The following is a 26,814-nucleotide window of genomic DNA, read 5'->3' on the forward strand; positions in this document are numbered from 1 at the left end:
CCGGGATCTGACCGCATGAGCGATGGTAACGGCGGCACTGCCTCGGTTCCGGTGGTCGGCATCGGCGCGTCCGCCGGCGGGCTGGAGGCGCTGCGCGAGATGCTGACGCCCGCGCGCGCACCGACCGGCCTCGCCTTCGTCGTCGTTCAGCATCTCGACCCCAATCATGAGAGCATGCTGGCCCAGCTGCTCGACCGTCACACCAACCTCGAAGTGCGCCAGTGCGAGGGGTCGGAGCGGATCGAGGCCGACCGCGTCTACATCATCCCGCCGGGCCGGGGCCTGGCCATTCGTGGCGGCGTGCTGGAGCTGACCGATTTCGCCCAGCCGCGCGGGCTTCGCCGGCCGATCGACGACTTCTTCCTGTCGCTCGCCAGCGACCAGCAGGCCAACGCCGCCTGCGTCATCCTGTCGGGCACGGGGGCGGACGGCACCACCGGCCTGCGCGCGATCAAGGAGAATGGCGGGGTCAGCGTGGTGCAGCGTCCCGAAAGCGCGCGCTATGACGGCATGCCGCTGTCCGCCGTGGGCACCGGCCTCGTCGATTTCGTCAAGCCGGCCGGCGACATCGTCGATTGCCTCCAGGCCTTTTTCGCGCGCCGCACGGGTGAGCCGAAGCATCAAGAGGCCGAGGTCGTCGCCGATCATATCGACGATCTCTGCCGCGTCCTGCGCAACGCGGTCGGCCATGACTTTTCGGGCTATAAGCGCACCACGCTGGTCCGCCGGGTCGAGCGGCGGATGCACGTACTCGGCATCCCGACCGGCTCGGCCTATCTGGCGCGGGTCAAGAGCGACTCGGACGAGTGCGAGGCGCTGTTCCGCGACCTGCTGATCAACGTCACCCGCTTCTTCCGCGACACCGAATTGTTCGAGACGCTGCGGACCAAGGCGATCCAGCCGCTGATCCGCGCGCGCGACCCGGACGAGGACATCCGCATCTGGGTGCCCGGCTGCTCCAGCGGCGAGGAGGCCTATAGCATCGCGATGCTGTTCGCCGAGGCGATGCGCGAGGCCGGGCAGCCGCTGGCGGTGCAGATTTTCGCGACCGACATCGACGAGCAGATGCTGCAGATCGCGCGCGAGGGCAGCTATCCGGCCGCCGCGCTGGGCGACATCCCGGCGGCGATGCGCGAGCGGTACACGATGCCGCATGCCGAGCGGTTTACGATCTCGGCGCAGATCCGCGACATGATCCGCTTTTCGAACCACAGCCTGGTCAAGGACCCGCCCTTTTCGCGGATCGACCTGGTGTCGTGTCGCAACCTGCTGATCTATTTCGACGATCGGTTGCAGCAGTCGGTGTTGCCGCTGCTCCACTACGCGTTGCGGCCCGGCGGGTATCTGTTCCTGGGCCCGTCCGAAAGCGTCGGACGGTTCGACCATCTCTTTCCCGCGATCGACGGCCATGCCCGCCTGTTCGAGCGGTCGCCGGGTTCGCCCTCCTATCCCATCGACCTGCCCGGCGCGCGCAGCCGCAGCCCCCGCCGGCGCGGCGAACGTGGCGAGCGCGAGGACGGGCCGTCGCTGGGCGATGAAAGTCTGGCGATGCGCCGCATCGTCGATCGCTATGCCCCGCCCAGCATGATCGTCGACCAGGACGGCGGCATCCTGGCCGCGTTCGGCAAGCTCAGCCGCTATTTCAACTTCCCCGTCACCCGCGCCGGCGGGTCCAGCGCGATGACGCTGGCGCGCAGCGGCCTGCGTGAGGTGATGGGGCCGATGCTTCGGCAGGCCCGCGACGCGCGCAAGCGGATCGCGGCGCGCGACGTGTCGGTCACCACCGAATATGGCGTGCAGCCGATCGAGGTCATCTGCGACCCGCTGACCGACGGCTCGCTGCTGTTCCTGTTCCGCGACTCCGCGCCGTTCAGCCCGGTCGAACAGAGCGATCTGGCCGATCTGGAGCCGGGCGACGATCATATCGAGGCGCTGGAGGACGAGCTGCGGCTGACTCGCCACCGCCTGCGCTCGACGGTCGAGGAGTTGGAGACCGCGAACGAGGAGCTGAAGAGCTCCAACGAAGAAATGATGTCGATGAACGAGGAGCTTCAATCGACCAATGAGGAGCTGTCGACGGTCAATGACGAGCTGAAGACCAAGGTCGATCAGCTGACCGTCGCCAATGCCGATCTGCGCAACTTCTTCGAATCGACCGATCTGGCGGTCGTCGTGCTCGACAGCGACCTGCGGGTGCGCAGCTATACCGAGGCGGCACGGTCGATCTTCCCGCTCCAGCCGAGCGATCGCGGGCGGCTGCTCGCCGATGTATCGACGCGGCTGGCGAACACCGACTATCTCGACGGCGCGGCCTCGGTCGCGGCGGGCGGCGCGCCGATGCAGCAGCGGGTGACGACCCGCGATGGCGAGCGGACGCTGTCGCTACGCATCCTGCCCTATCGCACGCAGGGCGACGGCATCGACGGCGCGACCCTGGTGCTGACCGACATCACCGACGCGCTGAGCATGGAACGTGCGCTGGCCGCCGAGCGCGAGCGGCTCGACCTCGCCATCAAGGCCGGCGGGATCGGCGTGTGGGAGTATCACGCGGACACCGGCGAATCGATCCTCGATGAAATCTGTCGCGAGCTGTTCGGCTTCAAGACCGAGGACGATGCGCATTCCCGCCTGTTGTTCGACCGTATCGCCGCCGAGGACCGCCCCACGGTCGAACTGGCGCTGGCCGAGGCGATCGCGGCACGCGGCGATTTCGAGACGACGTTCCGGGTCAACGCTGATGGTCAGGAGCGTTGGATCAAGGGGTTCGGCCGCGTCATCACCGAAGCGCCGCCGCATCGCATGGTCGGCGTATCGATCGACGTAACCGCCGAATATGCGGTCGCCGAAACCCGCGAGCTGATGCTGCGCGAGATGAACCACCGGGTGAAGAACCTGTTCGCGATCATCTCGGGCATCGTCTCCGCCGCCTCGCGCTCGCATGACGATGTCCGCGAAATGGCCGAGGATGTGCGCGAACGCATCGCGACGCTGGGCCGCGCCCATTCGCTGGCCTCCCCCGCGGGCGAGCAGCAGTCGATCGAGTTGCGCGCCCTCGTCGAGGCGACCATCGCGCCGTATAAGGGGCAGTCCTCGATCACCATCGACGGCCCGCGCCTGCTGGTCGATCGGCGCTGCCTGTCGCCGCTGGCGCTGATCCTGCACGAATGGGCGACCAACTCGGTCAAATATGGCGCGCTGGCGACCGCACACGGTGCGCTGTCGGTCACCTGGCTGCTCGAGGACGGCCAGCTTCGGCTGGAATGGACCGAGACCGGCGGCGAAACCGCCGATACCGAGTCCGCCAAGGGCTTCGGGACGCTGCTGGTCCAGACATCTTCGCGACAATTGGGGGCGACGCTGGAGCGGGACGCCACCGACGGGCGTTATCGCCTTCGCCTCCTTCTGCCGGACACGGTGCTATCGCATGACTAAAAAGATATTGCTGGTCGAAGACGAGTTTTTCGTGGCGCTCGACCTTCAAACGATCATCGAGGATGGCGGCTATACGGTCGACGGGCCGTATGTCAGCGTACAGGAGGTGCTCGATCATCTGGACGGCGAGCATCCCGATCTGGCCTGCGCGATCCTGGACGTCCGGCTGCGCGACGGCGAGGTTTTTCCGGCGGCCGAGCGGCTGCACGAAGCGGGTGTCCCGCTAATCTTCCATTCGGGCCATGCCGACGAACGCGCGCTGCAATCGCGCTATCCGGGCGCAGCGGTGTGCGGCAAGCCCTGCTCGCCCGCGCTGCTGCGTCGCACCCTGTCGATGGCGGTCGCAGGGCCTGACGAAGGCGATCGCGCCGCCAGCTGACGCCGTGATCCCAAAAGCTAACAGCGCGACGCCCCTTTACTTGTAGGACATTATCGCGGAGACTTCCCCCGAAAATGGATCGGGGGAGGCGGCGATGATCGCTCGCGAATATATGTATGGCGCAAGCCGGCGAGGCATGGGGTGGATGTTATCTGCCGCCCTATTAGGATTGACCGGGGTCACGGCATCGACGAGCAGTCCGACAATTGCCCAGCCCGTGGCGGCCGGTGTCACCCAGCGCGTGGCGGATGCGCTGCGCCGGCTTCCTACCCTCAACGCGCCGCTCCGGGGCAGCATCACCCTGCCGGACACCGCCGCCGATCTGCGCGAACTTGGCGGCGCACCCGAAAACGTTTTCATACGCTGGCGATCTTCGAACGCCTCGATCCTGTCCGATACCGATCGGGGCACGGGTGAGGACATCGTGCGCAAGGGCGCGGTCCGGCGCGATGGAGTCGATCGGCGGGTCAGGCTGACCGCCACGATCACCGCGCCGGGCGCGGCTCCCGCGACGACGAGCTTCGATCTCCGCGTCCCCGCCAAGGTCAAGCCCGACCCGAAACAGGCCTATCTGTTCGTCTATTTCACCGCCGACACGGTCGATGGCGAGAAGCTGCGCTTCGCGGTGTCGGAGGGCACCAACGCGCTGCAATGGAAGCCGCTGAACGACGCGCAACCGATCCTGGAGTCGACGATGGGCACGCGGGGCCTGCGCGATCCCTTCATCCTGCGATCGCCCGAGGGGGATCGCTTCTTCCTGCTGGCGACCGATCTGTCGGCGGGGCGGACCGGCTGGGGCGGTGCGACCGATCAGGGCAGCCGCTATCTGGAAATCTGGGATTCGACCGACCTGATCCATTGGGGCGAGCAGCGGCACGTCAAGGTCAGCGCCGACGCCGCCGGCATGACCTGGGCGCCCGAAGCGCATTATGATCCCAGCATCGACGCCTATGTCGTCTATTGGACCTCCACCCTGTTCCGCGACGCCGCGCACCAGCAGAATGACGGCAATGGTCCGCAGATCCTGATCTCGACCACCCGCGACTTCCGCCACTTCACCACCCCCCGCCCCTGGTTCAAGGCCGCCGACCTGCCTTTCCTGGTCAAGGACAAGGGGATGATCGACGCGACGGTGCTGAAGGACGGCGACTATTATTATCGCTTTACCAAGGTGTCGGAGGCGTCGGGATGCCCCTCCGCCGACATCATGGCGCAGCGTTCGCGGTCGTTGCGCGCGACGACCGCATCGGGGGCTTGGGAGACGATCGACCGCTGCATCGGCCGCCGCGCCGGCACGCCCGAGGTCGAGGGGCCAAGCGTGTTCGCGGCCAATCCGGGCGACACCAGCGGCTTCCGCTATTATCTGTGGGTCGATAATTATGGCGGGATCGGCTATATTCCGCTCGCAACCAATTCGCTGACGCCGCCGATCAAATGGACCTATCCTAAAGACTTCCGTCTGCCCAAATCCCCGCGCCACGGATCGGTGCTGTCGATCACGACCAGGGAGCGCGACGCCCTGATCGCGCGCTGGGGCCAGGCCTCGCCAAACATGGCGGGGACGCCCCGATGAGCCGGCATCATCGCCTGATCCCCGCGCTCGCCCTGGCGATCGGCGTGATACCCGGCGCGGTGGCCAGCACGACCATCGCGGCCGCACAAGGGGGTACGCCAGTTCCCCCCGCCGGGGGCTGGGTCGTACCGCCGGTCCTCGCCTCCGGCACGCGGCTGCCCGCGCCGCCGGGGATACCGATCCGGTGGTCGGCGCCGGGATCGATGATACAGGGCGACCGTCTGATCAATCCCGGCGATGCGCCGATCATGGTCGCGCTGACCGGTCGGCAAACCGTCCCGAACGGCCGCCCGGTCATCAAGCGCTTCACCGTCACGCTGCTCGGCCGCGAGGCCCCCCGCCTGCGTGCTTATACCCGCACGCCGACCACCGCGCATGACGCGAACCAGCCGATCATCGCCCGCGCCGTCCATCTGGCGATGGCGAACGGCACCGATGTCGCCAGGCCGCTCAACGGCGATTACGGCATCGTCTTTCCGATCGGCGAATATGTCGGCATCGACCGCGTCGAGCATCGTGGCCTGTCGCGGCCCGCATTGTTCCACTTCGCCGATGGCAGTCTGGGCATCATCGCGACGCGGGTCGCGCTGGATGGCAAGCCCGATGATACGCAGGCGTCGAGCGCCCTGGTCTTCAAGAGCGATCCGGCCAGCCCCGCCGATTTCATCGAACTCGGGCTGATCGACCTGCGCACGACGGGCGGCGTCGTCGCCCCGCGTGCCGTATGGGACGGCGCCGCGCGGCGCTACCTGATCGCCTGGACGGACAATGTCGGCAAGCCGCAATGGACGGTCGTGCAGGATCTGGCGCGGACCGAGCGGGTCGCGACTCCCTTCTATCCCGAACAGGGCGGCCGCCGCTCGCGGATCGTGTCGCGGGGCAATGTCGGCGTTCCCCAGGGCGGCACGCCGGTCGGCCTGATCGACGACGTGGCGATCGACGCCCGCACCGCCGCCGCGCTGGCCACCCGCTATGGCCGCATCACCAACATCGCCAGCCGGGTCGCCCCCCAGCGCATGACGGCGGGCGGCGACCTACCACCGGTGCGGGCGGAACTATCCTATTCGGACGGATCGACGGCAACGCGCGCGGTCGACTGGGACGCCGCCGATCTGGCGCGGCTGCGCACGAAAGGTCCCGGAACTTATCAGGTCCATGGCGCCATCCGGCAGCGCCGCTATCCGACGATCTTCGCCTATAATCGCGCCGACCCGGTAATCCACCGCTACACGCAGGGCGGCCGCACCCGCTATCTGTTCATCGCCACCGACGATACCGACAACAACAATGTCGGCTCGCCCCATCTGCCGATCCGCGTCGCCGACAGCATCGCCGCGCTGAGCGACGATCAGGGCGGCCGGGCGCACGAGGTCGATCTGCTGAACCGCCTCACCCGGCGCGACCAGACCGCCGAGGGGCGGGTCATCGCCGGCTGCTACTGGGCGCCCGAACTGCACGAGATCGGCGGCCGGCTTTCCATCCTGTTCGCGCCGTGCTTCAACCCCAAGGATGACCGGTCGAATGTCGACGGGGCCTGGCATACGGTCACCTCGCACATCATGCAGCTTCGCCCCGGCGGCGACCCGGCCAACCCCGCCGACTGGTCACGCCCCGCCGCCATCCGGAAACAGGACGGCACACCGCTGGGCCGCGAGGGCTTTGCCCGCAACATCAGCCTCGACATGTCCTATTACGAGTCCGGGGGGCAGGCCTATTACACCTGGTCGCAGCGTTACCTGACCGATAGCGGCCCGATCGGCGATCCGCTGACCTGGAGCGCGCGCGTCGATCCGGCGCACCCGACGCGGCTGATGTCGTCGCCCCGGCCGATCATCGCACCGACCCGGTCGTTCGAGGAAAACCTGTCCGAAGGTGCGTTCGCCGTCCATCATGACGGCCGCATCCACCTGATCTATTCCAGCTCGGGGGTCAGCCCGACCTATGTCGTCGGCGGCGCCTGGGCGCGCGAGGGCAGCGACCTGACCGACATCGACAGCTGGCGCAAATGGACCGCCCCCCTCCAGCATAGCAAGCCGATGCCGCCGGGGGTGACCGACTATCGCCGGTACGAACAGGGCATCGGCCACGGCGCGTTCACGACGGACGAGGACGGCAACCTCCTCTATGTCTATCACAGCTGGGGCGACGGCGTCGGCGGCAACGGGCGGGACACGCGGCTGCGCCGGGTGCACTGGGCCGTGGATGGCCACCCCGTGCTCGACATGACCGAGGATGAGGAGGTCGCCCCCGCCCATCGCCGGGTGACGATGCAGGTGACGGTCCGGCGGCGTTAGCCCCGCCGGACGATCACCGTGCCGGCGATGACGAGCGCCACACCGAGCAGCTTGCCCGCCGTCACCGGCTCGACCCGGACGCCGAACAGGCCAAAATGGTCGACGATCAGCGCCGCGACCAGCTGGCTGGCGATCGCCGCCGTCAGCGCAACCGAAATGCCGAGGCGCGGCGCGGCATAGGCCAGCACCGCGACGAACCCGGCCCCGTAAAAGCCGCCCAGCCATGCCCAGCCCGGCGCCCCCTTCAGCGCCGTCGGACTGGTCCGGTCGATCGTCGCCCAGGCGATGGCAAGGACCACGGTGCCTATCAGGAACGACGTCAACGCCGCCAGCACCACCGATCCCGACGCCTTGGCCAGCGCGGCATTGGTCGGCGGCTGGATCGCGAGGCCGAGGCCCGCGATCAGGACGAGGATGAGCGGAAAGATGGCAGCCATATCGGCGGACCCAACGCTGGGAGCGCTACTTCGTTCAGCCCGAGCGCAGCAGCGCCACCCCGGCATCCCGCTCGAATAGATAGAGCGCGGTTCGTGCCGCCTGTCCGCGCGGCGCTTCCAGCCCGCCATCACGGTCGATCAGCAGCCGGGCATCGTCCTGCGCACATTGCATCAGGTCGGCCATGTTTTCGGGCGTCGCCAGCCGGAACGCCATCTCCCCCGATTGCCGCGTGCCGAGCAGTTCGCCCGCCCCGCGCAATCGCAAATCCTCCTCGGCGATGCGGAAACCGTCATTGGTTTCGCGCATCAGGGCAAGGCGTGCCCGCGAGGTCTCCGACAGGTGCGAGCCCCGCAGCAACAGGCAACGTGACAGCCCCCCGCCCCGCCCGACCCGCCCGCGCAACTGGTGCAGCTGCGCCAGGCCGAAACGGTCGGCATGTTCGATCACGATCAGCGTGGCGTTGGGCACGTCGACCCCTACCTCGATCACCGTCGTCGCGACCAGCACGCCCAGCCGCCCGCCTGCGAACGCCTCCATCACGGCGTCCTTCTCGGCAGGCTTCATCTTGCCATGGACAAGACCCACCCGCTCGCCGAACCGCGCGCGAAGGGTTTCGGCGCGCATTTCGGCGGCAGCGAGGTCGGACTTCTCGCTTTCCTCGACCAACGGGCAGACCCAATAAGCCTGCCCCCCATCCAACAAATGGCGACCGAGCGCATTGACCACCTCGTCCAGCCGATCCTCGGAGACGACGCGCGTCTCGATCGGCTGGCGTCCCGGCGGCATCTCGTCCAACCGGCTGACATCCATCTCGCCGTAATTGGCCAGCGTCAGCGTGCGCGGGATCGGCGTCGCGGTCATCGCCAGCAGATGCGGCGGGGCCTTGCCCTTGGCGGACAGCATCATCCGCTGCGCCACGCCGAAGCGATGCTGCTCGTCCACCACCACCAAAGCAAGGTCGCGGTACGTCACGGTGTCCTGAAAGATCGCATGGGTGCCGACGAGAATGTCGATCTCTCCGGCCGCGAGCGCCATCAGCGTGGCCTCGCGCGCCTTACCCTTGTCGCGGCCGGTCAGCACCGCGATCTCCAGCGGCAAGCCGGCCAGCGTCTTGCGCAGCGTCTCATAATGCTGGCGCGCGAGGATTTCGGTCGGCGCCAGCATCGCCGCCTGCGCGCCCGCCTCCACCGCGATCAGCATCGCCATCGCCGCGACCAGCGTCTTGCCCGCGCCCACGTCACCCTGGAGCAGCCGCAGCATCGGCGCATCCTGCGCCAGATCGCCCTCGATCTCACGCACCGTCCGGCTCTGCGCGCCGGTCAGCGTGTAGGGCAGCTTGAGCATGTCGCGCAGGCGCCCGTCGCCGTTCAGCGCCCGCCCCCGCCGCTTGCGGGTATCGGCCCGCACCAGCGTCATCGCCAACTGGTTGGCGAACACCTCGTCATAACCCAGCCGCTCGCGCGCCTTGGCGTCCGCCGGATCGGCATGGATGCGCGCCAGAGCGTCCTTCCAGTCGGGCCAGCCGCGCTGCGCCTTCAATCCCGGCTCGATCCATTCGGGCAGTTCGGGCGAACGCTCGACCGCCTGCGCGGCCAGCGCGCCCAGCCGCCGCGACGTAATCCCCTCGGAGAGCGGATAGATCGCCTCCCGCTCGCGGAAATCCTCGGCACTGTCGCCCAGGTCGGGATGGACGATCTGCAAATCCTGGCCGTACAGGTCGAGCCGGCCCGAGACGACCTTGGTTTCGCCGATCGGAAGCAGCTTCTTTACCCAGCCCGAATTGCCGCCGAAATAGACCAGCGCCACGCTGTTGCCCGCCGCATCCTCGGCCCGCACCCGTGTCGGCCCGCGCGGGGAGGACGAGGCGCGGTGCTCCTTCACGGTCAGCGGGATCGAAATCACCCGCCCCGCATCCGCCACCATCAGCTCGTCGCGCGGGAAACGGTCGATATGCCCGGTCGGCAGATGAAAGGCGACATCGACCACGCGGGCGATGCGCAGGCGTTCGAGCGGCTTGGCAAGGCCGGGCCCGACGCCTTTCAGCGACGTGACCTCGGCGAACAGCGGATTGAGGATATCGGGACGCATGACTAGATGGGTCTGTATAGCCTTTGCTTCGCACGCCGCCAGAGCGCGCGGAGCCTATTCTCGTTCGATCGGAGCCTCATGGACCACGAAACCCGTATCAAGCGCCTTCGCTTCCGCGCATGGCATCGCGGCACCAAGGAAGCCGACCTGATGATCGGCGGCTTTTTCGACGCGCATCACGAGACGCTTTCGCTTGAGGAACTCGACTGGTTCGAGGCGCTGCTGGAGGAACAGGATGTCGACATCATGGCCTGGGCGATCGGCACCCAGCCGTGCCCGCCTGAGTGGGACGGCCCGGTGATGCAGCGGATGCGCGCCCTGAATTTCGTGCCGATCGCCCGGTAACTTATTTACGTTCGGCCGTTCAGATCGAATGACATTTCCACCGTCATTGCGAGCGTAGCGAAGCAATCCAGGGCCACGCGCCCGGACGCTCTGGATTGCTTCGCTACGCTCGCAATGACGGCACCCAGCTTCGGAACCCCATGCCCGACATCAAGACGATCCTGACCGCCAAGAGCCCGCTGACCCTGTCGGGCGTTCCGGCGGGGTTCCTGCCCGTGCTGCTCGCCGATCTTGCCCGCGCCGCGACGACGCGCGCGGTCTTCATCTGCGCCGACGAGGCGCAGATGCGCGAACTCGCCTCGACCGCGACCTATTTCGCGCCCGAGCTGGAGGTGGTGCAGATCCCCGCCTGGGACTGTCTGCCCTATGACCGCGCTTCGCCGACCTTGCGCATCATGGCGGAGCGGATCGCGGGGCTGCACCGGCTCCAGGCCAAGCCCAAGACGGCGCAGCTCGTCCTGACCACCGCCAATGCCGCGACCCAGCGCGTGCTGACCCCGTTCCGCATCCGCCAACTGGTCGCCCGCCTCGCGCCCGGCGAGCGGATCGGGCTGGAGAAGCTGTCGGCGCTGCTCCAGGCGAACGGCTATGTGCGGACCGAGACGGTGCACGATCAGGGCGAGTTCGCGGTGCGCGGCGGGCTGGTCGACCTGTTCCCCAGCGGCGAGGAACAGGCGCTGCGCCTCGACTTCTTCGGTGACGAGATCGAGAGCGTCCGCACCTTCGATCCCGGCGACCAGCGCACCACGGGGCGGATCGAGGGCTTTACGCTGCTGCCCGCGTCCGAGGCTTTGCTCGACGAGGAATCGATCAAGCGCTTTCGCACCCGCTACCGCGAGACCTTCGGCGCGACCGCGACCGGCGACCCGCTCTATCAGGCGGTGTCGGAGGGGCGGCGCATGGCGGGCATGGAGCATTGGCTGCCGCTGTTCGAGGACAAGCTGTCGACGCTGTTCGACCATCTCGGTGACGGCGCGGTCGTGGTGCGCGACAATGGCGTCGCGGCGGCGGCGACCGGCCGCTTCGACGCGATCGCCGACTATTATGAGAACCGCAAGCGTGCCGAGGCCGCGCAACCGGGCAGCTTCCGGCCGCTGCCTGCCAAGGCGCTCTATCTGACCGACAAGGAGTGGGACGCGGGGCTGGAGGCGACGACCGCGCACCTCGTCACCCCCTTCCACGAACCCGAAAGCAAGACCGTCCTCGACTTCGAGGTCGACGGCGCGCGCGACTTCGCCCCCGAACGCGCGGCGCATGCCAATGTCTATGAGGCGGTGGTCGATCACCTGGAGGCCCTGCGCAAGGAGGGCCGCAAGCCCGTCCTCGCCAGCTATTCCAACGGCGCGCGGGAGCGGCTCGGCAGCCTGCTGAAGGATCATGGGCTGAAGGGCGCGAAGGCCGCCGACACCTGGCAGGAGGCGCTCGGGATCGCGGATACGTCGAAGAGCTTCGGCGTCGCGCTCGTCGTCCTGCCGCTCGACCATGGCTTCACCGCACCGGGCATCGCTGTGCTGACCGAACAGGACATGCTGGGCGACCGGCTGGTCCGGCGTCAGAAGCGGCGCAAGTCGGCCGACGCCTTCCTGGCCGAACTGGCGACGCTCTCGCCCGGCGATCTGGTCGTCCACTCGGACCACGGCATTGGCCGCTATGAGGGGCTGACCTCAATCCCCGTGGGCAAGAGCCCGCATGATTGCGTCGCTCTGTCCTATGCGGGCGGCGACAAGCTGTATGTGCCGGTCGAAAATCTTGAGGTCCTGACCCGCTACGGCTCGGGCGAGGACGGCGCGACGCTCGACCGTCTGGGCGGCGAGGCGTGGCAGCGTCGCAAGTCCAAGATGAAGGAGCGCATCCGCGAGATCGCGGGTGAGCTGATCGCGGTCGCCGCCGAACGCGCGCTGCGCCCCGGCGAAGTCGCCGAGCCCGACAGCGCGGGCTACCCCGCCTTCGTCGATCGTTTTCCTTACGAGGAAACCGACGATCAGGACCGCGCGATCGACGATGTGCTGGGCGACCTGACCGCCGGCAAGCCGATGGACCGGTTGATCGTCGGCGATGTCGGCTTCGGCAAGACCGAGGTGGCCTTACGCGCCGCCTTCGTCGCGGCGATGGCGGGGATGCAGGTGGCGGTGGTGTGCCCGACCACGCTGCTCGCGCGCCAGCATTACAACAACTTCGTGGCGCGGTTCGAGGGCTTCCCGATCAAGATCGGCCGCCTTTCCCGCCTCGTCACCGCGACCGAGGCGAAGAAGGTCAAGGACGGCGCGGCCTCGGGCGATATCGACATCGTCGTCGGCACCCATGCGCTGCTGGCCAAGAGCGTCGAGTTCAAGCGGCTCGGCCTCGTCATTGTCGACGAGGAGCAGCGGTTCGGTGTGACCCACAAGGAACGGCTGAAGGCGCTGAAGGCCGATGTCCATATGCTGACGCTGACCGCCACGCCGATCCCGCGCACGCTGCAGATGGCGATGTCGGGCCTGCGCGAGCTGTCGGTGATCCAGACGCCGCCGGTCGACCGGCTTGCGGTGCGGACCTATGTCATGCCCTGGGACCCGGTCGTGCTGCGCGAGGCGCTGCTGCGCGAACATTATCGCGGCGGGCAGAGCTTCCTCGTCACCCCGCGCGTCGCCGATCTTCCGGACATCGAGGAGTATCTGCGGAAAGAGGTGCCCGAAGTCCGCTATGTCGTCGCGCATGGTCAGATGTCGCCTACGGAAGTCGAGGAGCGTATGTCCGCCTTCTACGACCGCAAGTTCGAGGTGCTGGTGTCGACCACCATCATCGAAAGCGGCATCGACATCCCCTCGGCCAACACGATGATCGTCAACCGCGCCGACCGCTTCGGCCTGGCCCAGCTCTACCAGTTGCGTGGGCGTGTCGGCCGGTCGAAGACGCGCGCCTATGCCTATTTCGTCACCCCGCCCGAGCGGCAGATGACCGAAGCGGCGGAAAAGCGGCTGAAGGTGCTGTCCGACCTCGACTCGCTGGGTGCGGGCTTCCAGCTCGCCAGCCACGATCTCGACATTCGCGGCGCCGGCAATCTGCTCGGCGACGAACAGTCGGGGCATATCAAGGAGGTCGGCTACGAACTCTACCAATCGATGCTGGAAGAGGCGATCCTGGAAGCCAAGTCCGGCGGCGCGTTCGAGCCGAAGCGCGACTTCAGCCCGCAGATCACCGTCGACGCCCCCATCCTGATCCCCGACGATTACGTCCCCGATCTCGACCTGCGCATGGGGTTGTATCGTCGTCTCAACGACCTCGAGAAGAACCAGGAGGTCGAGGCCTTTGCCGCCGAGATGATCGACCGTTTCGGCCCGCTGCCCGAGCCGACCGACAATCTGATCCAGGTCATCAAGATCAAGCTGAACGCGAAGAAGGCCTGCATCGCCAAAATGGATGTCGGCCCGCGCGGCGTTCTGGTCAGCTTCCACGACAACCGGCCCGCCAATGTCGACGGGCTGTTCGCCTATGTCGAGCGGCTGGGCGAACTCGCCAAGCTGCGCCCCGATGGCAGGCTGGTGCTCAACCGCGCCTGGCCCGATGCCAAGGCGCGGCTGCACGGGGCGCTGCAATTGTCGAAGGGGCTGGCGAAGGCGGCCGGGTAAACGCAAATCCTCCCCATAGGATATGGGGAGGGGGACCGCGCCCAAAGGGGCGTGGTGGAGGGGCAAGGGGCTGGGTACGAGCGTCACCGCCCTACCCCTCCACCACCGCTTCGCGGCGGTCCCCCTCCCCAAGCATGGCTTGGGGAGGAATTGGGCGTCAGCTGCTGTGGTCGGTCAGGATCTTCCAGCCATCGGCTCGACGCTCGAAAACCAGCGTCGTCATCCCGCTTTCCTCCTCCGCGCCGCCCGAGAGGACCCAGCGCGCGAACAGGATGCGCCGTTCGCCGATCGGCTTGAGCCCGAGAAACTCGAAGCGCAGCTGGCCGCGACGATTGCTGCCGGCGACGAAGCTGGGCCGGTAATTCTCGGCGATCGCCGCGCGGCCCCGGATCAGCCCCTTCTTGCCGACGAAGATCGCATCCGGCGCATAGATGGCGGTGAAGCGCTCCAGGTCGCCGCTATTCCAGGCGGCGGCACTCGCCAGCATCGCCGCGCGAATACCCGCCTCCGCCGGATCGGCGGCCTGGACTGCGGGGGCCGCCACGCAGGCCAGTGCGATCATCGCCATCGTCACGCCGCGCATTGCATCTCCTCCTCGACCATCGCGATCAGCGCATCTTCTTCCAGGCCGCCGGCGCGCAGGAAACCCTGATAGGTCTCGCAACCCAATTGGCCGAGCAATTTGGCCTGTTCGGAGGTTTCGACCCCTTCGGCGACGAGGCCCAGGCCCAGCTGGCTGGCGATCTGGATGATCCCGCGCACGACGATCCGGTCACGGTCCGCCCCGTCGACATGCGACACCAGCGCACGGTCGATCTTGATGTAGTCGATCGGCAGGCTGGTCAGATAGGCGAGGCTGGAATAGCCGGTGCCGAAATCGTCGATCGCCACCTTCACCCCCGCCTGCCGCAACTGGTCGAGGACGGTCGCGGCGCGGTCGAGTTCGGAGATCAGCCCCGTCTCGGTGATCTCGACGGTCAGCCGTTCGACGGGAAAGCCGCTGCCCGCCACCCGGTCGAGGAATAGCCGCGCGAAGCCGGCGCGCGCGACATCGGCGGCGGTGACGTTGATCGACAGGCGCAGATGCGACAGGCCGGCGGGCCAGCGGGCGGCGCGTTGCAGCGCGATCTGCTGGATATGATCGGACAGTGCGAGCCCCAGATCGGCGCGCTCGGCCGCCGCGAACAGCGGATCGGCGCCCAGCGGCCCCAGCGTCGGATGCCGCCAGCGGGCCAGCGCCTCCACCCCGGTGATCCGCCCCGCCTTGATCGCCACCTGCGGCTGAAAGACGATGTCGATCTCGCCGCGTTCGATGGCGTGGTGCAGGTCCGCACCCAACAGGTCGAGCGGCGCGACATTGCCGGGATGGGCGAAACGCAGCATCGCGCCGTCGCTCGCTCGCGCCGCCCCCAGCGCCTCGCCGGCGCGCGCCAGCAGCGCCGCCGGTCCCTCGCCCGGCTGATGCACCGCCAGGCCCAACCGCACGCCCAGCCGGATCGGCACCGCGCCCGCCTGGAACGGGGTGGCCAGCAGCGCCTCCAGCGTCTCGGCGATGACGCGCGCGCGTTCGGGATCGGCGACGCCGGCCATGACGAACTCGGCCCCGCCCGCGCGCGCGACGATCGCGACATCGCCGAACGCCTCAGCGGCGGCGGCCTGCATCCGCGCCTCGACCCCGCGCAGCAGCATGTTGCCCGCGGGCCGGCCATGCGCGGCGTTGATCAGGTCCAGCCGCGACAGCGCGACGATGATCGCGACGCATGGCTTGCCCTGGTCGACGACATCGGCGACCCAGCGATGGATTTCGCCGACCTCGCCATCCGCATGGGTCCGCCGCCGCCGGACATCGAGCGTGCGGCGGGCATGACGCTCGGCCAGCTTGATCGAGGCATGGACCATCGCCGCATCCGCCTCGACCGGCAGGACATGGGTGGCGCCTGCCGACACGAAGGCGCGCAGCGTTTCGGGCGCGGCGTCGGGCAAGGCAACGAGCATCGCCGCACCGGTGGCGGCGATCACCGCGCCCAGCGCCTGTGCGGCGCGCAGCGCCGGCTCGGCGGCCTCTCGCGCGTCGATCAGGGCGACCCGCGCCTCGCTCGCCAGGAAAGACGCGACCAGCGCATCGCCCGACGGCGGCTCGCCATCACGCGGCGCCATCGACCAGATCGCCCAGCCCGCCCGCATGACCGCTTCGTCCAACATCGCAGGATGTCGGAACGAAAGCGTAAACACCGCCGTTCCGCCATGGTGGGCGTTAAATCCGAATTCATCCTGCGTCATGCACGCACCCTATCCATCGGCATGAGGATCACCAATGCCAATCGGCCTTGCTGGCGTCCCGTCATGGGGCTACCCTCATGACGATGGTCAGTGCCGATAACTCGACCGAACGGTCGCTGATCGACCAGCATGGCCGCACCATCCGATATCTGCGGATTTCGGTGACCGACCGCTGCGATCTGCGTTGCCGATATTGCATGGCGGAACAGATGACGTTCCTGCCGCGCGCGAAGCTGCTCAGCCTCGACGAAATCGCGATCATCGCCGAACGCTTCATCGCGCGCGGCGTCACGCGCATCCGCCTGTCGGGCGGCGAGCCGCTGGTCCGGCGTGACGTGGCCGATCTGGTCCGGCGCCTTGGCAGCCATGTCGGGCACGGGCTGGACGAACTGACCATGACCACCAACGGCACCCGGCTGGCCGAGCATGCCGATGCGCTGGTCGATGCGGGCATCCGCCGGATCAATGTCAGCCTGGACAGCCGCGATCCGGAGCGTTTCCGCTATATCACCCGGCATGGCGATGTCCGACAGGTGATCCATGGCATCCTTTCCGCGCGCGACACCGGCCTTATGATCAAGATCAACATGGTCGCGCTCAAGGGGCTGAACGAAGACGAAATCGCTTCGATGCTTTCATGGTGCATTTCGGAGCGATTGGACCTGTCCCTGATTGAGACAATGCCGCTCGGCGCGATCGACGAGGATCGGGTCGATCGGTTCCTGCCGCTGACCACCGTGTTCGACCGGCTGTCGACGGAATTCCCCCTCGTCCGCGCCGGTCATCGCACCGGCGGCCCGGCGCGTTACTGGCAGGTGGAGGGCGCGACCACCCGGCTCGGCCTGATCTCGCCGCTCACCGCCAATTTTTGCGACGGGTGCAACCGGGTGAGGCTGACGACCGAGGGCAAGCTGTATATGTGCCTGGGCCATGAGGATCAGGTGGATTTGAAGGCGGCGCTCCGTGACGGCGGTATCGCCGGGCTGGACGCGGCGATCGATCGCGGGCTGGCCGCCAAGCCGGCGCGGCACGACTTCCGCATCGAGGCCGGGGCCGCGCCGGCCGTCGGCCGTCATATGAGCGTCACCGGCGGATGAGCGCGCCCATACGGCGTGCGCTCGTCGCCTCGCCCACCGCGCAGGCCCAGACGGCGGCCGAGCAACTCGTCAACAGCGCCGACTGGGTCGATTTCGACGACGCCGATTACGTCATCGCGCTGGGTGGCGACGGCTTCATGCTGCAGACGCTGCACCGGATGCTGGAACGGCGGCGCGGCCCCGTGCCGGTGTTCGGCATGAACCTGGGCACGGTCGGCTTCCTGATGAACGAGTGGCGCGGCTATGGCCTGGAAGACCGGTTGGCGCGCGCCAAACCGTTCCGGGTCACGCCGTTGCAGATGACCGCGACCGGCATCGATGGCCGCGTGCAGACGCTGCCCGCCATCAACGAGGTGTCGCTGCTCCGCGAAACCCGCCAGACCGCCAAGCTGGAGGTCATGGTCAACGAGCGCGTCGTCCTGCCCGAACTGGCGTGCGACGGCATCCTGGCCGCCACCCCGGCGGGGTCGACCGCCTATAATTTCTCGGCGCAAGGACCCATCCTGCCGCTCGGCTCGGCACTGATCGCGCTGACCCCGATCAGCCCGTTCCGCCCCCGCCGCTGGCGCGGCGCGATCCTGCCCGACAAGGCACGTATCTCGATCCGCGTGCTCGACCCCGGCAAGCGCCCCGTCTCCGCCGTTGCCGACCAGCGCGAGGTGCGCGACGTGGCGCAGGTCGACATCTGCATGGACCGCTCGCGCGAGCTGACGCTGATGTTCGATCCCGAACACGCGCTCGACGACCGGATCACGATGGAGCAATTTGTCGCCTGACAGCGACGGGGGAGCCGTTCGCCACCTGACTGCAACGGTTATCCACAGATTTGGCGGTCCGGCTTACGCAAAACCGTCAAAAAAGGGGTTGCGGCATTTTTCGAGCCGTTTATAGGACCCCTCCACAGCGCCGGAACATTCCCTGATAGCTCAGCGGTAGAGCTCTCGACTGTTAATCGAGCGGCCGTAGGTTCGAATCCTACTCAGGGAGCCACCGGCGCTGTAGAATCCAAGATCACGGCTTGAGCAAAAGCTCGCCGGCGACCCCCTTCCAAAAATCCATCTGATCAGCATATCGACCGGGCAGAGACCGCTCATGGTGCGTTATCTATACCTGCCGGCCCACGCCGTTTGTCATGCGCATTGGCGCTGACGTCATAACGTCTGGGTGCCTACTCGCCCCATATTCCTCCCCTGCAAGGGGAGGTGGCAGGCCGAAGGCCTGACGGAGGGGTGCCCCGGCCCGAGAGGTCGGTCGACCTCACAACCGACAACACCCCCATTAGATCGTTCCGAAATTGGCGTTTCCCCGCTCTTCACCCCATCCCGCGACAGCCGGGATAGTATGGAAGAGTTTTGCAGCGATCCCCCGTTGGGGGCCGCCTAGGCCCGATCGTCATTCAGCCCGCCTCACCTTCTTTCCTCTCGCGCTGGGGGGAACCATCCGAAGGGTGGTGGAAGGGTGTCTCCGATCGTGGCTGCGGCCCACCTCTCAGACCGGGACACCCCTCCGTCAGGTCTTTCGGCCTGCCACCTCCCCTTGCAGGGGGGGAATGCGATGACTGTCGATCAGACTTGAACGATACGCCTCAGAAGGCCGACCAATCGTCCGCCGCGACCGCGCTGCCGTTCGCGACCAGCCGAACCGGCGATCCCGTCCGTCCGCCGGCCGGGGCGGTGGCGCGCGGCGTGATCGGGGCGGTTGCGGCTGCGGCTGCGGCGGCCCGAACCCGGAAGCGCGCGACATGGCCGTTCAGATCATCGGCCTTTTCCGACAGTTCGCGCGCGGCGGCGGTGGTTTCCTCGACCATTGCGGCATTGCGCTGGGTGACGCCGTCCATCTCGTCCACCGCGACGTTGACCTGACCCAGCCCGGTCGCCTGCTGCTCGGCCGAGGACGCCAGGTTTCGGACCAGCGCGCTGATCTCCGCCACCCGCTCGATAATCTGTTCCAGCGCCCGTCCGGTCTGGGCGACGAGTTCCACCCCCGCCTCGATCTGCTCGTTGCTGCTGGTGATGCGCGCCTTCACGTCCTTGGCCGCATCCGCCGAGCGCTGGGCGAGTGCGCGGACTTCGCTGGCGACGACCGCGAAACCCTTGCCCGCGTCCCCCGCACGCGCCGCCTCGACGCCCGCGTTCAGCGCCAGCAAATTGGTCTGGAAGGCGATGCCGTCGATCACGCTGATGATCTCCGAAATCTCCTGGCTGGAGCGTTCGATACCGTTCATCGCGGCCACCGCATCGCGGACCACCTGGCCCCCACCCTGCGCCGCGCTGGTCGCGTCGGCGACCGCGACATCGGCGCGCTTGGCGTCGGCGGCGGACTGGGCGACCACGGTGGTGATCTGATGCATCGAGGCGGCGGTTTCCTCCAGGCTGGCCGCCTGCTGCTCGGTCCGCTGCGACAGGTCCTCGGAGGCGGAGCGGATTTCGCCCGACGCGGCGCGAAGCCCCGCCGATACGCCGCTGACCGCCTGCATTGCCTGTTCCATCCTCGCCATCGCTTCGTTGAAGTCGGTGGCCAGCCGCGCGAAAGGCTCCTCCAGCCGGGCGTCGATACGCGCGGTCAGATCACCGGCCGACAGCGCCTGCAACCCGGTGCCGACGGTCGAGACGATCAGCGCCGCCTGCTCGTCCTTCTGCCGGTCCGCGCGGGCCAGCTGATCGCGCAGGGCGGCGGCGGCACGCATCATGTCGCCGATCTCGTCCCGCGCGCTGTTCGCCGCGATCGTGACCGAGCGCTCCCCCGCCGCAAGCTGCGACAAGGTGCCGCTCATCGCGCCGACCGGCCGCGCGATCACGCGCACCAGCGTCAGCAGCATCGCCACCGTCAGCAGCGCGACCAGCAGGACGGTGCCGATCATGATCATCCGGCTGATCGAATAGGTGCTCTGCGCCTCCCCGACCAGATCGTCGATCGCCCGCGACTGCTTCTGGCGAAGCGTATCGGCCGCCTTGTTCGCGACGATGAAATAGGGTGCCGCCGCCCGGAACAGCGCGATGGCATTGTCCGCCCCGGCCGTCGCCGCGCGCGAGGTTTCCTCGGCATGGCTGCGATACTCGTTCCACGCGCCGACAAAGGCGTCGAGCGCCGCGCGGGTATCGTCGTCCGCCAGACGCGGGCGCAGCCAGGCGGAGCGCTCCGCCACCTGATCCCGCAGTTCGTTGATCCGCCGCTGCGCCGTTTCGCGCGCGTCGGGCGTGACGGCGAGCAGATGCTGCCCGACCGTGGCGCGATAGGTCGCGGTCGCGGCATTGATGACGGCGATCGCCTCGAGCTGCGAGCGTTGTTCACCGCCCAGGTTGACAGCGACGTCGCGCATCTCGCTCAGCCGGACGACGGCCAGCGTCGCCAAACCCAGCAGCGCGATCAGCAGCACGGAAAAACAGGCGATCAGTTTCCCTGGAATGCGCATGTTCTGCACGGAGGCTGTTCCTTTTTAAACCAACTACGCCCCCCGGCGCTGGTCGCCTCCCTGCCGCCGCGACATTAAACTTTCGTCATAAATCTGCGTTAACCCGCCTTAACGAAGCGACGTTTCGCGTCAGCCATCAATGACGTGCGGCACGAAACGCGCCGTATTCGACGTGATCAGCCCGCCTTCGCGAATCCCCATGCCGGCCGCCGCGCCGTCGACGATCCAGCTGCCGATCACCGGAAAGCATCCCGGCGCCATTTCGGGCAGGCGGTAGAGCGACTGATAGACATAGCCCTCGTCACCATAGTTCCCCGCCGTTTCGGCAATGATGGTATCGGCACGGCGGATCGAGACATTAGCCCCCTCGCGCGACAGGAGCGGCTTGGCGACCGCATCGCCGCTCGGGACAGTGAAGCTGGCGGGCAGCAGATTGGGATGGCCGGGAAACAGGTTCCACAGGACCGGAAGGATCGCCTTGTTGGACCAGACCATCTTCCAGATCGGCTCGATCCACAGCAAGTCGCCGCGCGCGAGATTGTCGAGCAGGTGCGACGCGAACCCCTCATGCACCAGCCATTCCCACGGATAGAGCTTGAACAGGGCCTCGATCCGGATGTCGCGCCCGTCGACGAAGCAATGATCGTCGTGGTTCCACCCGATCTCCTCCATCAGCAGTGGCAGGGTGGCGATGCCCGCCGCCTCGGCCGTGTCGCGCAGATAGGCGGCGGTGATCGCATCCTCGCCCGACAGATCGTCGACATGCGCGACATGCAGCGTGGCGGGCAGCATGGGGGCCAGTTCGCGCCACCGCGCCACCAGCGCCTCGTGCAGGCCGTTGAACTGGTCGAGCGCCGGAAAACATTCGCTCTTCCAGTCCCATTGCACCACGGCCGCCTCCAGCAGGGAGGTGGGCGTATCACAGTTGAACTCGAACAGCCTGGGCGCATCCTGCCCGTCGAAACCCAGATCGAAGCGACCGAAATTCAGCGCGGGCGGTTCCGCCTCCCATGCCTCGCGCACCGGATCGTGAAAGGCGGGCGGGATGCCGAATCGCGTGAGCAAGGCCGGATCGCTGACCACCGCCTCCCCCGCCGCCAGGAACAGCCGGTACAGCTCGGTCGTGGCCGTCTCGATCCGGTCGATCTCTTGCGCGGTGAAGCGATAACAGGCGCTTTCATCCCAATAGGGGCGCTCCGCCCCCGCATGCCAGACCAGCCCCAGCGCCTCGACCTTGGCCTGCCAGTCGGGACGCGGGGTCAGCGTGTCGCGGATCACGAGCGGGCGCCCCCGAAATGACGCGCCGACGATCCGAAGCCACCCCGGCTGATCGCCGCCGACCGGGTCATCGCGGTGCTGGCGGGCGCGGTCTGATAGCGCATGCCGCCGGTCGCACGGAAGCTGCCGCCCCGCGCGCGTTCGCCGACAAAGGGAATGATCCCCCCACGCCGCAGGAAATACCAGTGCGCCATGCCGCCACCGACCCGGTGCTGACGGCATCGATCGTCGGGCAGGCGCTTACCTTGCGCGTCGGTGCAGATCGCGGTGTCGGTATCGGCGGTCCAGCCGTCATCCGCCGAGGCGCGGTTGCATCCCCCCGCGAGCAGCGCAGCCGCCAGCGCGGTCGTCCATTTCAAATCAAAGGCCATGAAAAACTCTCCCCGCGCCATCATGGCGCAGGTCGATCCCGCTTGGCCAGTCCCGGATGCTTCACATAGACGAAGGGCGTCGATCCTCGTCGGACCGACGCCCCGCGACCATGACCGCGATCAGCGGCAGCGGACCTTGCCGCGATCGATCGAGCGGCCCAGTAACGCGCCACCACCCGCGCCCAGCAGCGTACCCAGCGTCCCGCCGCCGATCACATTGCCCAGGACACCGCCGCCCAGCGCACCGACGACCAGACCGGTCGTGCCGTCGTTGCGCTTGCAATAGGTGCGGCCGTCGCGTCCCCGGAAAACCTGGTCGTTGCGGCCCAGGCGGCGCTCGCGATAATTGCCCCGGCGATAGTCGCGCGACGGTTCCCAGTCATTGCGGTCGCCATGCCAGCGATAGTCGCGATTCTGCGCCATGACGGGCGTGGCAGCGATCGGCGCGGCGACGGTCATCACGGCCAGCGCGGCGAGCAGAGGGGCTTTCATCGGAACTCTCCTTTTCAGACGGCTGCTCAACGCGTTGGCGATGCGGCCGTTCAATTACGGCCGAAGCGATGGCATCATCCGGCCGGCTGGCGCATTGAGCATCCATGCAACAGGCTACCACCATCCTATCCGTCGACACTCATGGTCAGGGGCTGACCGAGATCACCCGCGATGTCGCCGCCTGGGTCCGCGCGCAGGGCATGACAGAGGGGCTGCTGACCCTGTTCTGCCGCCACACCTCGGCCTCCCTGATCATCCAGGAAAATGCCGCGCCCGAGGTGAAGACCGACATCCTCGCCTATTTCGCGCGGATCGCGCCGGAGGATCGGCGGGCCTATGCGCATGACGATGAGGGGCCGGACGACATGCCCGCGCATCTGCGCGCGATCCTGACGGGCGTGCACCTGTCGATCCCGCTGATCGACGGGCGGCTGGCGTTGGGGACATGGCAGGGCATCTATCTGTTCGAGCATCGCCGCGCGCCGCATCGCCGGTCGATCGCGCTCCACATGATGGGCGAATGAGCAACATTTCATCGCGGGAGCAAAACTGTTCATCGCCCGTTCTGCGGTGATGGGATAAGGTTTTCACGCTCTCGGTCCGTCCGGGCAGCAGGAAAGGAAATGATGACCATGCAATTCGGTCGAAAGGTCGCTCTTGCCCTGGTGGGCGCCAGCACCCTGATGGTCGCTGGCTGCGCGACCGAAACCACCTATCGTCCGGCCACGGGATCGGGCTTCTACCGGACCGGCTATTCCGATCAGCAGTTGGAGCCCGGCCGCTTCATCGTCAGCTTCGCCGGCAACACCGTTACCTCGCGCGACACGGTCGAGCGCTATCTGCTGTTCCGCGCGGCCGAACTGACGCTGGCCAATGGCTATGACTATTTCGTGATGGCCGACCGCGATACGCAGTTGCGTTCGCGCACCTATTCCACGCCGGGTGCCTTCGGGCCGGGCTTCGGTGGCTGGGGCGGCGGCTGGTGGGGCCCGTCATGGCGCTATTATGGCCGCGGCTTCGGCTGGCGCAGCTGGGACCCGTTCTGGGGCGATCCCTTCTTCGGCAACAACATGGATATCAATACCATCGACCGCTACGAAGCGACCGCCGAGGTGGTGATGCGCAAGGGCCCGATCCCGCACGACAACCTCCGCGCCTTCGACGCCCGCGCGATCGTCAACACGATCGGGCCGACGGTGGTTCTGCCGAAGTAATTCCGCACACGGATCGAGCGATTGGGGCGGTCACTTTCCGGGGTGACCGCCCTTTTCTATTAGATCGGGTGTTTGCGGCGGGCCATCGACCAAGCTCCAGTACACGCCCGCCATTCGCGCTCCCCGGAGAGGGAACGCGCGCCCTGACGAAGCGTCCAAGCGTGGCGATGGTCGACTGGGCTATCGGCTGGGCCAGTATCGCGTGATGCTTCACGGTCGGTCTCCTATCAGCAAGGGGACCATTCGCCACGGCTGCTCTTCGAGTTCTTCGTTCCTGTGATCTGGGACAGGGAAGATGGAGCGCGGTGTCCGGCATGTGAGGGGACGGACTCGATCAAGCGGGGATGGAAGTCGAGCCATCCCCGGCTGCGAGGCAAGGCCGACCTCCCGGAGGGGGACGCGCTCTGGCTGGCCTATAGCCTGCTTTCTCGCCTGGTGGGGGAGTGACAGCACGCGGTACGGCCCCGGAGCGGTGTCGCTACGGGGCTGTGGCTGCGTGTATGGGTATGGTTGCGGGGGCAGGATTTGAACCTGCGGCCTTCAGGTTATGAGCCTGACGAGCTACCGGGCTGCTCCACCCCGCGTTAGCTGAGCCGCACGGCGGCACGCTTCACGCGTGGTGTCGTGGGGCTTAGCGCTCCGGGCTGAGACGCCCGAGGAGACGATGTGAATGGGTTTTGTGTGTTCGCGGACTGTAATGCCTGGCGACGCCCTACTCTTCCACTGCTTGAGCAGTAGTACCATTGGCGCAGTCGGGTTTCACGGCCGAGTTCGGGATGGGATCGGGTGGGACACCGACGCTATGGCCACCAGGCAATAGAGTCCGCGAATACTGATCCCCATCAGGTGGTACCTGGTGGGGAAATGGGGGTTAAAATCGATGCGTGCACTGGCTGGATTTGCTGACCAGACCCTCAGTCTATCAGCCCAGGGCTGATGGTGGGGGTGTGGAGCTCTCAAGCGCGAATAGGACAATTAGTATCGGTTAGCTCCATGCGTTACCGCACTTCCACATCCGATCTATCGAGGTCGTGGTCTTCGACCGTCCTGAGAAATCTTATCTTGAGGGAGGCTTCCCGCTTAGATGCTTTCAGCGGTTATCCCGTCCGTACATAGCTACCCTGCTGCGCCGTTGGCACGACGACAGGTACACCAGAGGTACGTTCAACCCGGTCCTCTCGTACTAGGGTCAACTCCTCTCAAATTTCGACGCCCACGGCAGATAGGGACCAAACTGTCTCGCGACGTTCTGAACCCAGCTCACGTACCACTTTAATTGGCGAACAGCCAAACCCTTGGGACCTGCTCCAGCCCCAGGATGTGATGAGCCGACATCGAGGTGCCAAACAACCCCGTCGATATGAGCTCTTGGGGGTTATCAGCCTGTTATCCCCGGCGTACCTTTTATCCGTTGAGCGATGGCCCTTCCACGAGGGACCACCGGATCACTATGACCGACTTTCGTCTCTGCTCGACTTGTCAGTCTCGCAGTCAGGCTGGCTTATGCCATTGCACTCTAACAGACGGTTTCCAACCGTCCTGAGCCAACCTTCGCGCGCCTCCGTTACTCTTTAGGAGGCGACCGCCCCAGTCAAACTACCCGCCACAGAGGGTCCCTGTACCGGTTTCACGGTACGAGGTTAGACATTAAACAACAACAGGGTGGTATTTCACCTATGGCTCCACATCGGCTGGCGCCAATGCTTCAAAGCCTCCCACCTATGCTACACAGTTCTTGTCCAATGCCACTCTGAAGCTGCAGTAAAGGTGCACGGGGTCTTTCCGTCTAACCGCGGGTACTCCGCATCTTCACGGAGAATTCAATTTCGCTGAGCATGTCCTGGAGACAGTGGGGAAGTCGTTACGCCATTCGTGCAGGTCGGAACTTACCCGACAAGGAATTTCGCTACCTTAGGACCGTTATAGTTACGGCCGCCGTTTACCTGGGCTTCATTTCAGAGCTTGCACTCCTCCACTTAACCTTCAGGCACCGGGCAGGCGTCAGGCCCTATACGTCGTCTTGAAGCCGACTTAGCAGAGCCCTGTGTTTTTGCTAAACAGTCGCTACCCCCTGGCCTGTGCCCCCCATAAGTGCTTGCGCATATATGGGGCCTCCTTCTTCCGAAGGTACGGAGGCAATTTGCCGAGTTCCTTCAGGACACTTCTCTCAAGCGCCTTGGTATACTCTACCTGACCACCTGTGTCGGTTTCGGGTACGGTCTATACGGTGGGGCTATTTCCCGGGACCTCTTCGAGGCACGTCCAATCCGATAAGGACGTACAACACACGAGATCCGTCACACACCACCAGGCCCACGAATATTAACGTGGTTCCCATCGACTACCCCCTTCGGGCTCGTCTTAGGGGCCGGCTCACCCTGCGCGGATTAGCCTTGCGCAGGAACCCTTGGTCTTTCGGCGAGAGGGCATCTCACCCTCTTTATCGCTACTCATGTCTGCATTCGCACTTCCGATACCTCCACGACCCATTACCAGATCGCTTCGCAGGCTTA

General features: G+C 66.6%; 18 protein-coding genes, 2 tRNA genes and 2 rRNA genes (1 of these 22 only partly in view). 11 read left to right on the top strand and 11 right to left on the bottom strand.

The window, feature by feature from the left end; all coding sequences use genetic code 11:
* Positions 1 to 15 precede the first annotated feature (15 nt).
* From ACQHGV_RS09035 to ACQHGV_RS09050, 4 genes are all read left to right on the top strand, one after another.
* Positions 16 to 3,432 (top strand): CheR family methyltransferase, encoded by a 3,417-nt coding sequence (locus tag ACQHGV_RS09035; RefSeq protein ID WP_440977941.1) that lies wholly within the window; start codon positions 16 to 18, stop codon positions 3,430 to 3,432.
* A complete protein-coding gene (locus tag ACQHGV_RS09040; RefSeq protein WP_183951882.1) occupies positions 3,425 to 3,811 on the top strand; it encodes a response regulator in 387 nt (128 codons plus the stop codon). The genes ACQHGV_RS09035 and ACQHGV_RS09040 overlap by 8 nt, the downstream gene beginning before the upstream one ends.
* A 145-nt stretch (positions 3,812 to 3,956) precedes the next feature.
* Positions 3,957 to 5,384 carry a glycoside hydrolase family 43 protein gene (locus tag ACQHGV_RS09045; RefSeq protein ID WP_440977942.1) on the top strand — a complete coding sequence of 476 codons (1,428 nt, stop codon included), beginning with the start codon at positions 3,957 to 3,959 and terminating at the stop codon, positions 5,382 to 5,384.
* Complete coding sequence (locus ACQHGV_RS09050; protein WP_440977943.1) at positions 5,381 to 7,678, top strand: family 43 glycosylhydrolase; 2,298 nt, start codon at positions 5,381 to 5,383, stop codon at positions 7,676 to 7,678. The genes ACQHGV_RS09045 and ACQHGV_RS09050 overlap by 4 nt, the downstream gene beginning before the upstream one ends.
* Here ACQHGV_RS09050 and ACQHGV_RS09055 read toward each other — a convergent pair.
* Together ACQHGV_RS09055 and recG are read right to left on the bottom strand one after the other, a co-directional pair.
* On the bottom strand, positions 7,675 to 8,115 hold the full coding sequence (locus tag ACQHGV_RS09055; protein ID WP_440977944.1) for a DMT family transporter: 441 nt from the start codon (positions 8,113 to 8,115) through the stop codon (positions 7,675 to 7,677). The two genes, ACQHGV_RS09050 and ACQHGV_RS09055, sit on opposite strands and share 4 nt — an antisense overlap.
* 34 nt (positions 8,116 to 8,149) lie before the next feature.
* Positions 8,150 to 10,204, bottom strand: coding sequence for an ATP-dependent DNA helicase RecG (gene recG, locus ACQHGV_RS09060; RefSeq protein WP_440977945.1), 2,055 nt, complete (start codon positions 10,202 to 10,204; stop codon positions 8,150 to 8,152).
* A gap of 78 nt (positions 10,205 to 10,282) precedes the next feature.
* On the opposite strand from recG, the gene ACQHGV_RS09065 reads away from it, so the two are divergent.
* Entirely contained in the window at positions 10,283 to 10,549 is a 267-nt protein-coding gene (locus ACQHGV_RS09065) for an FAD assembly factor SdhE (protein ID WP_058746048.1), read from the top strand.
* A gap of 140 nt (positions 10,550 to 10,689) precedes the next feature.
* Positions 10,690 to 14,157, top strand: a complete 3,468-nt coding sequence (mfd, locus tag ACQHGV_RS09070) for a transcription-repair coupling factor (RefSeq protein WP_440977946.1) — start codon at positions 10,690 to 10,692, stop codon at positions 14,155 to 14,157.
* Between the two features lie 157 nt (positions 14,158 to 14,314).
* Here the strand turns inward: mfd and ACQHGV_RS09075 are convergent, their stop codons facing one another.
* Both ACQHGV_RS09075 and ACQHGV_RS09080 read right to left on the bottom strand, forming a co-directional pair.
* Positions 14,315 to 14,740 carry a YybH family protein gene (locus ACQHGV_RS09075; protein ID WP_440977947.1) on the bottom strand — a complete coding sequence of 142 codons (426 nt, stop codon included), beginning with the start codon at positions 14,738 to 14,740 and terminating at the stop codon, positions 14,315 to 14,317.
* Positions 14,728 to 16,359 (bottom strand): EAL domain-containing protein, encoded by a 1,632-nt coding sequence (locus ACQHGV_RS09080; protein WP_440977948.1) that lies wholly within the window; start codon positions 16,357 to 16,359, stop codon positions 14,728 to 14,730. The genes ACQHGV_RS09075 and ACQHGV_RS09080 overlap by 13 nt, the downstream gene beginning before the upstream one ends.
* A gap of 161 nt (positions 16,360 to 16,520) precedes the next feature.
* Between ACQHGV_RS09080 and moaA the strand changes: the two genes are divergently transcribed.
* The 3 genes from moaA (at position 16,521) to ACQHGV_RS09095 (ending at position 18,524) form a co-directional block, all read left to right on the top strand.
* Positions 16,521 to 17,534, top strand: a complete 1,014-nt coding sequence (moaA, locus tag ACQHGV_RS09085; protein ID WP_440980179.1) for a GTP 3',8-cyclase MoaA — start codon at positions 16,521 to 16,523, stop codon at positions 17,532 to 17,534.
* Entirely contained in the window at positions 17,531 to 18,310 is a 780-nt protein-coding gene (locus ACQHGV_RS09090) for an NAD kinase (protein ID WP_440977949.1), read from the top strand. Before moaA ends, ACQHGV_RS09090 begins: the two co-directional genes overlap by 4 nt.
* 139 nt (positions 18,311 to 18,449) lie before the next feature.
* Positions 18,450 to 18,524 (top strand) — tRNA-Asn (locus tag ACQHGV_RS09095).
* Positions 18,525 to 19,119: 595 nt separating this feature from the next.
* On the opposite strand, the gene ACQHGV_RS09100 is transcribed toward ACQHGV_RS09095, so the two are convergent.
* From ACQHGV_RS09100 to ACQHGV_RS09115, 4 genes are all read right to left on the bottom strand, one after another.
* The gene (locus tag ACQHGV_RS09100) at positions 19,120 to 20,946 is read right to left on the bottom strand and encodes a methyl-accepting chemotaxis protein (RefSeq protein ID WP_440980180.1); all 1,827 of its coding nucleotides are present in this window, start codon (positions 20,944 to 20,946) and stop codon (positions 19,120 to 19,122) included.
* 129 nt (positions 20,947 to 21,075) lie between these two features.
* Positions 21,076 to 22,224 (bottom strand): glutathionylspermidine synthase family protein, encoded by a 1,149-nt coding sequence (locus ACQHGV_RS09105; RefSeq protein WP_440977950.1) that lies wholly within the window; start codon positions 22,222 to 22,224, stop codon positions 21,076 to 21,078.
* Positions 22,221 to 22,595, bottom strand: a complete 375-nt coding sequence (locus ACQHGV_RS09110) for a hypothetical protein (RefSeq protein ID WP_440977951.1) — start codon at positions 22,593 to 22,595, stop codon at positions 22,221 to 22,223. Before ACQHGV_RS09110 ends, ACQHGV_RS09105 begins: the two co-directional genes overlap by 4 nt.
* A 120-nt stretch (positions 22,596 to 22,715) precedes the next feature.
* Entirely contained in the window at positions 22,716 to 23,087 is a 372-nt protein-coding gene (locus ACQHGV_RS09115) for a glycine zipper 2TM domain-containing protein (RefSeq protein WP_440977952.1), read from the bottom strand.
* 104 nt (positions 23,088 to 23,191) lie between these two features.
* Between ACQHGV_RS09115 and ACQHGV_RS09120 the strand changes: the two genes are divergently transcribed.
* Both ACQHGV_RS09120 and ACQHGV_RS09125 read left to right on the top strand, forming a co-directional pair.
* Complete coding sequence (locus ACQHGV_RS09120; protein ID WP_440977953.1) at positions 23,192 to 23,611, top strand: secondary thiamine-phosphate synthase enzyme YjbQ; 420 nt, start codon at positions 23,192 to 23,194, stop codon at positions 23,609 to 23,611.
* Between the two features lie 108 nt (positions 23,612 to 23,719).
* Complete coding sequence (locus tag ACQHGV_RS09125) at positions 23,720 to 24,301, top strand: CC0125/CC1285 family lipoprotein (protein WP_440977954.1); 582 nt, start codon at positions 23,720 to 23,722, stop codon at positions 24,299 to 24,301.
* Between the two features lie 507 nt (positions 24,302 to 24,808).
* Here ACQHGV_RS09125 and ACQHGV_RS09130 read toward each other — a convergent pair.
* From ACQHGV_RS09130 to ACQHGV_RS09140, 3 genes are all read right to left on the bottom strand, one after another.
* A tRNA-Met gene (locus ACQHGV_RS09130) sits at positions 24,809 to 24,885 on the bottom strand.
* Between the two features lie 115 nt (positions 24,886 to 25,000).
* Positions 25,001 to 25,115, bottom strand: a 5S ribosomal RNA gene (gene rrf, locus ACQHGV_RS09135).
* A gap of 141 nt (positions 25,116 to 25,256) precedes the next feature.
* A 23S ribosomal RNA gene (locus tag ACQHGV_RS09140) occupies positions 25,257 to 26,814 on the bottom strand (it continues 1,234 nt past the right edge of the window).

It is taken from the genome of Sphingomonas pseudosanguinis, from assembly GCF_052056765.1.
GTDB classification, from domain to species: Bacteria; Pseudomonadota; Alphaproteobacteria; order Sphingomonadales; family Sphingomonadaceae; genus Sphingomonas; species Sphingomonas pseudosanguinis.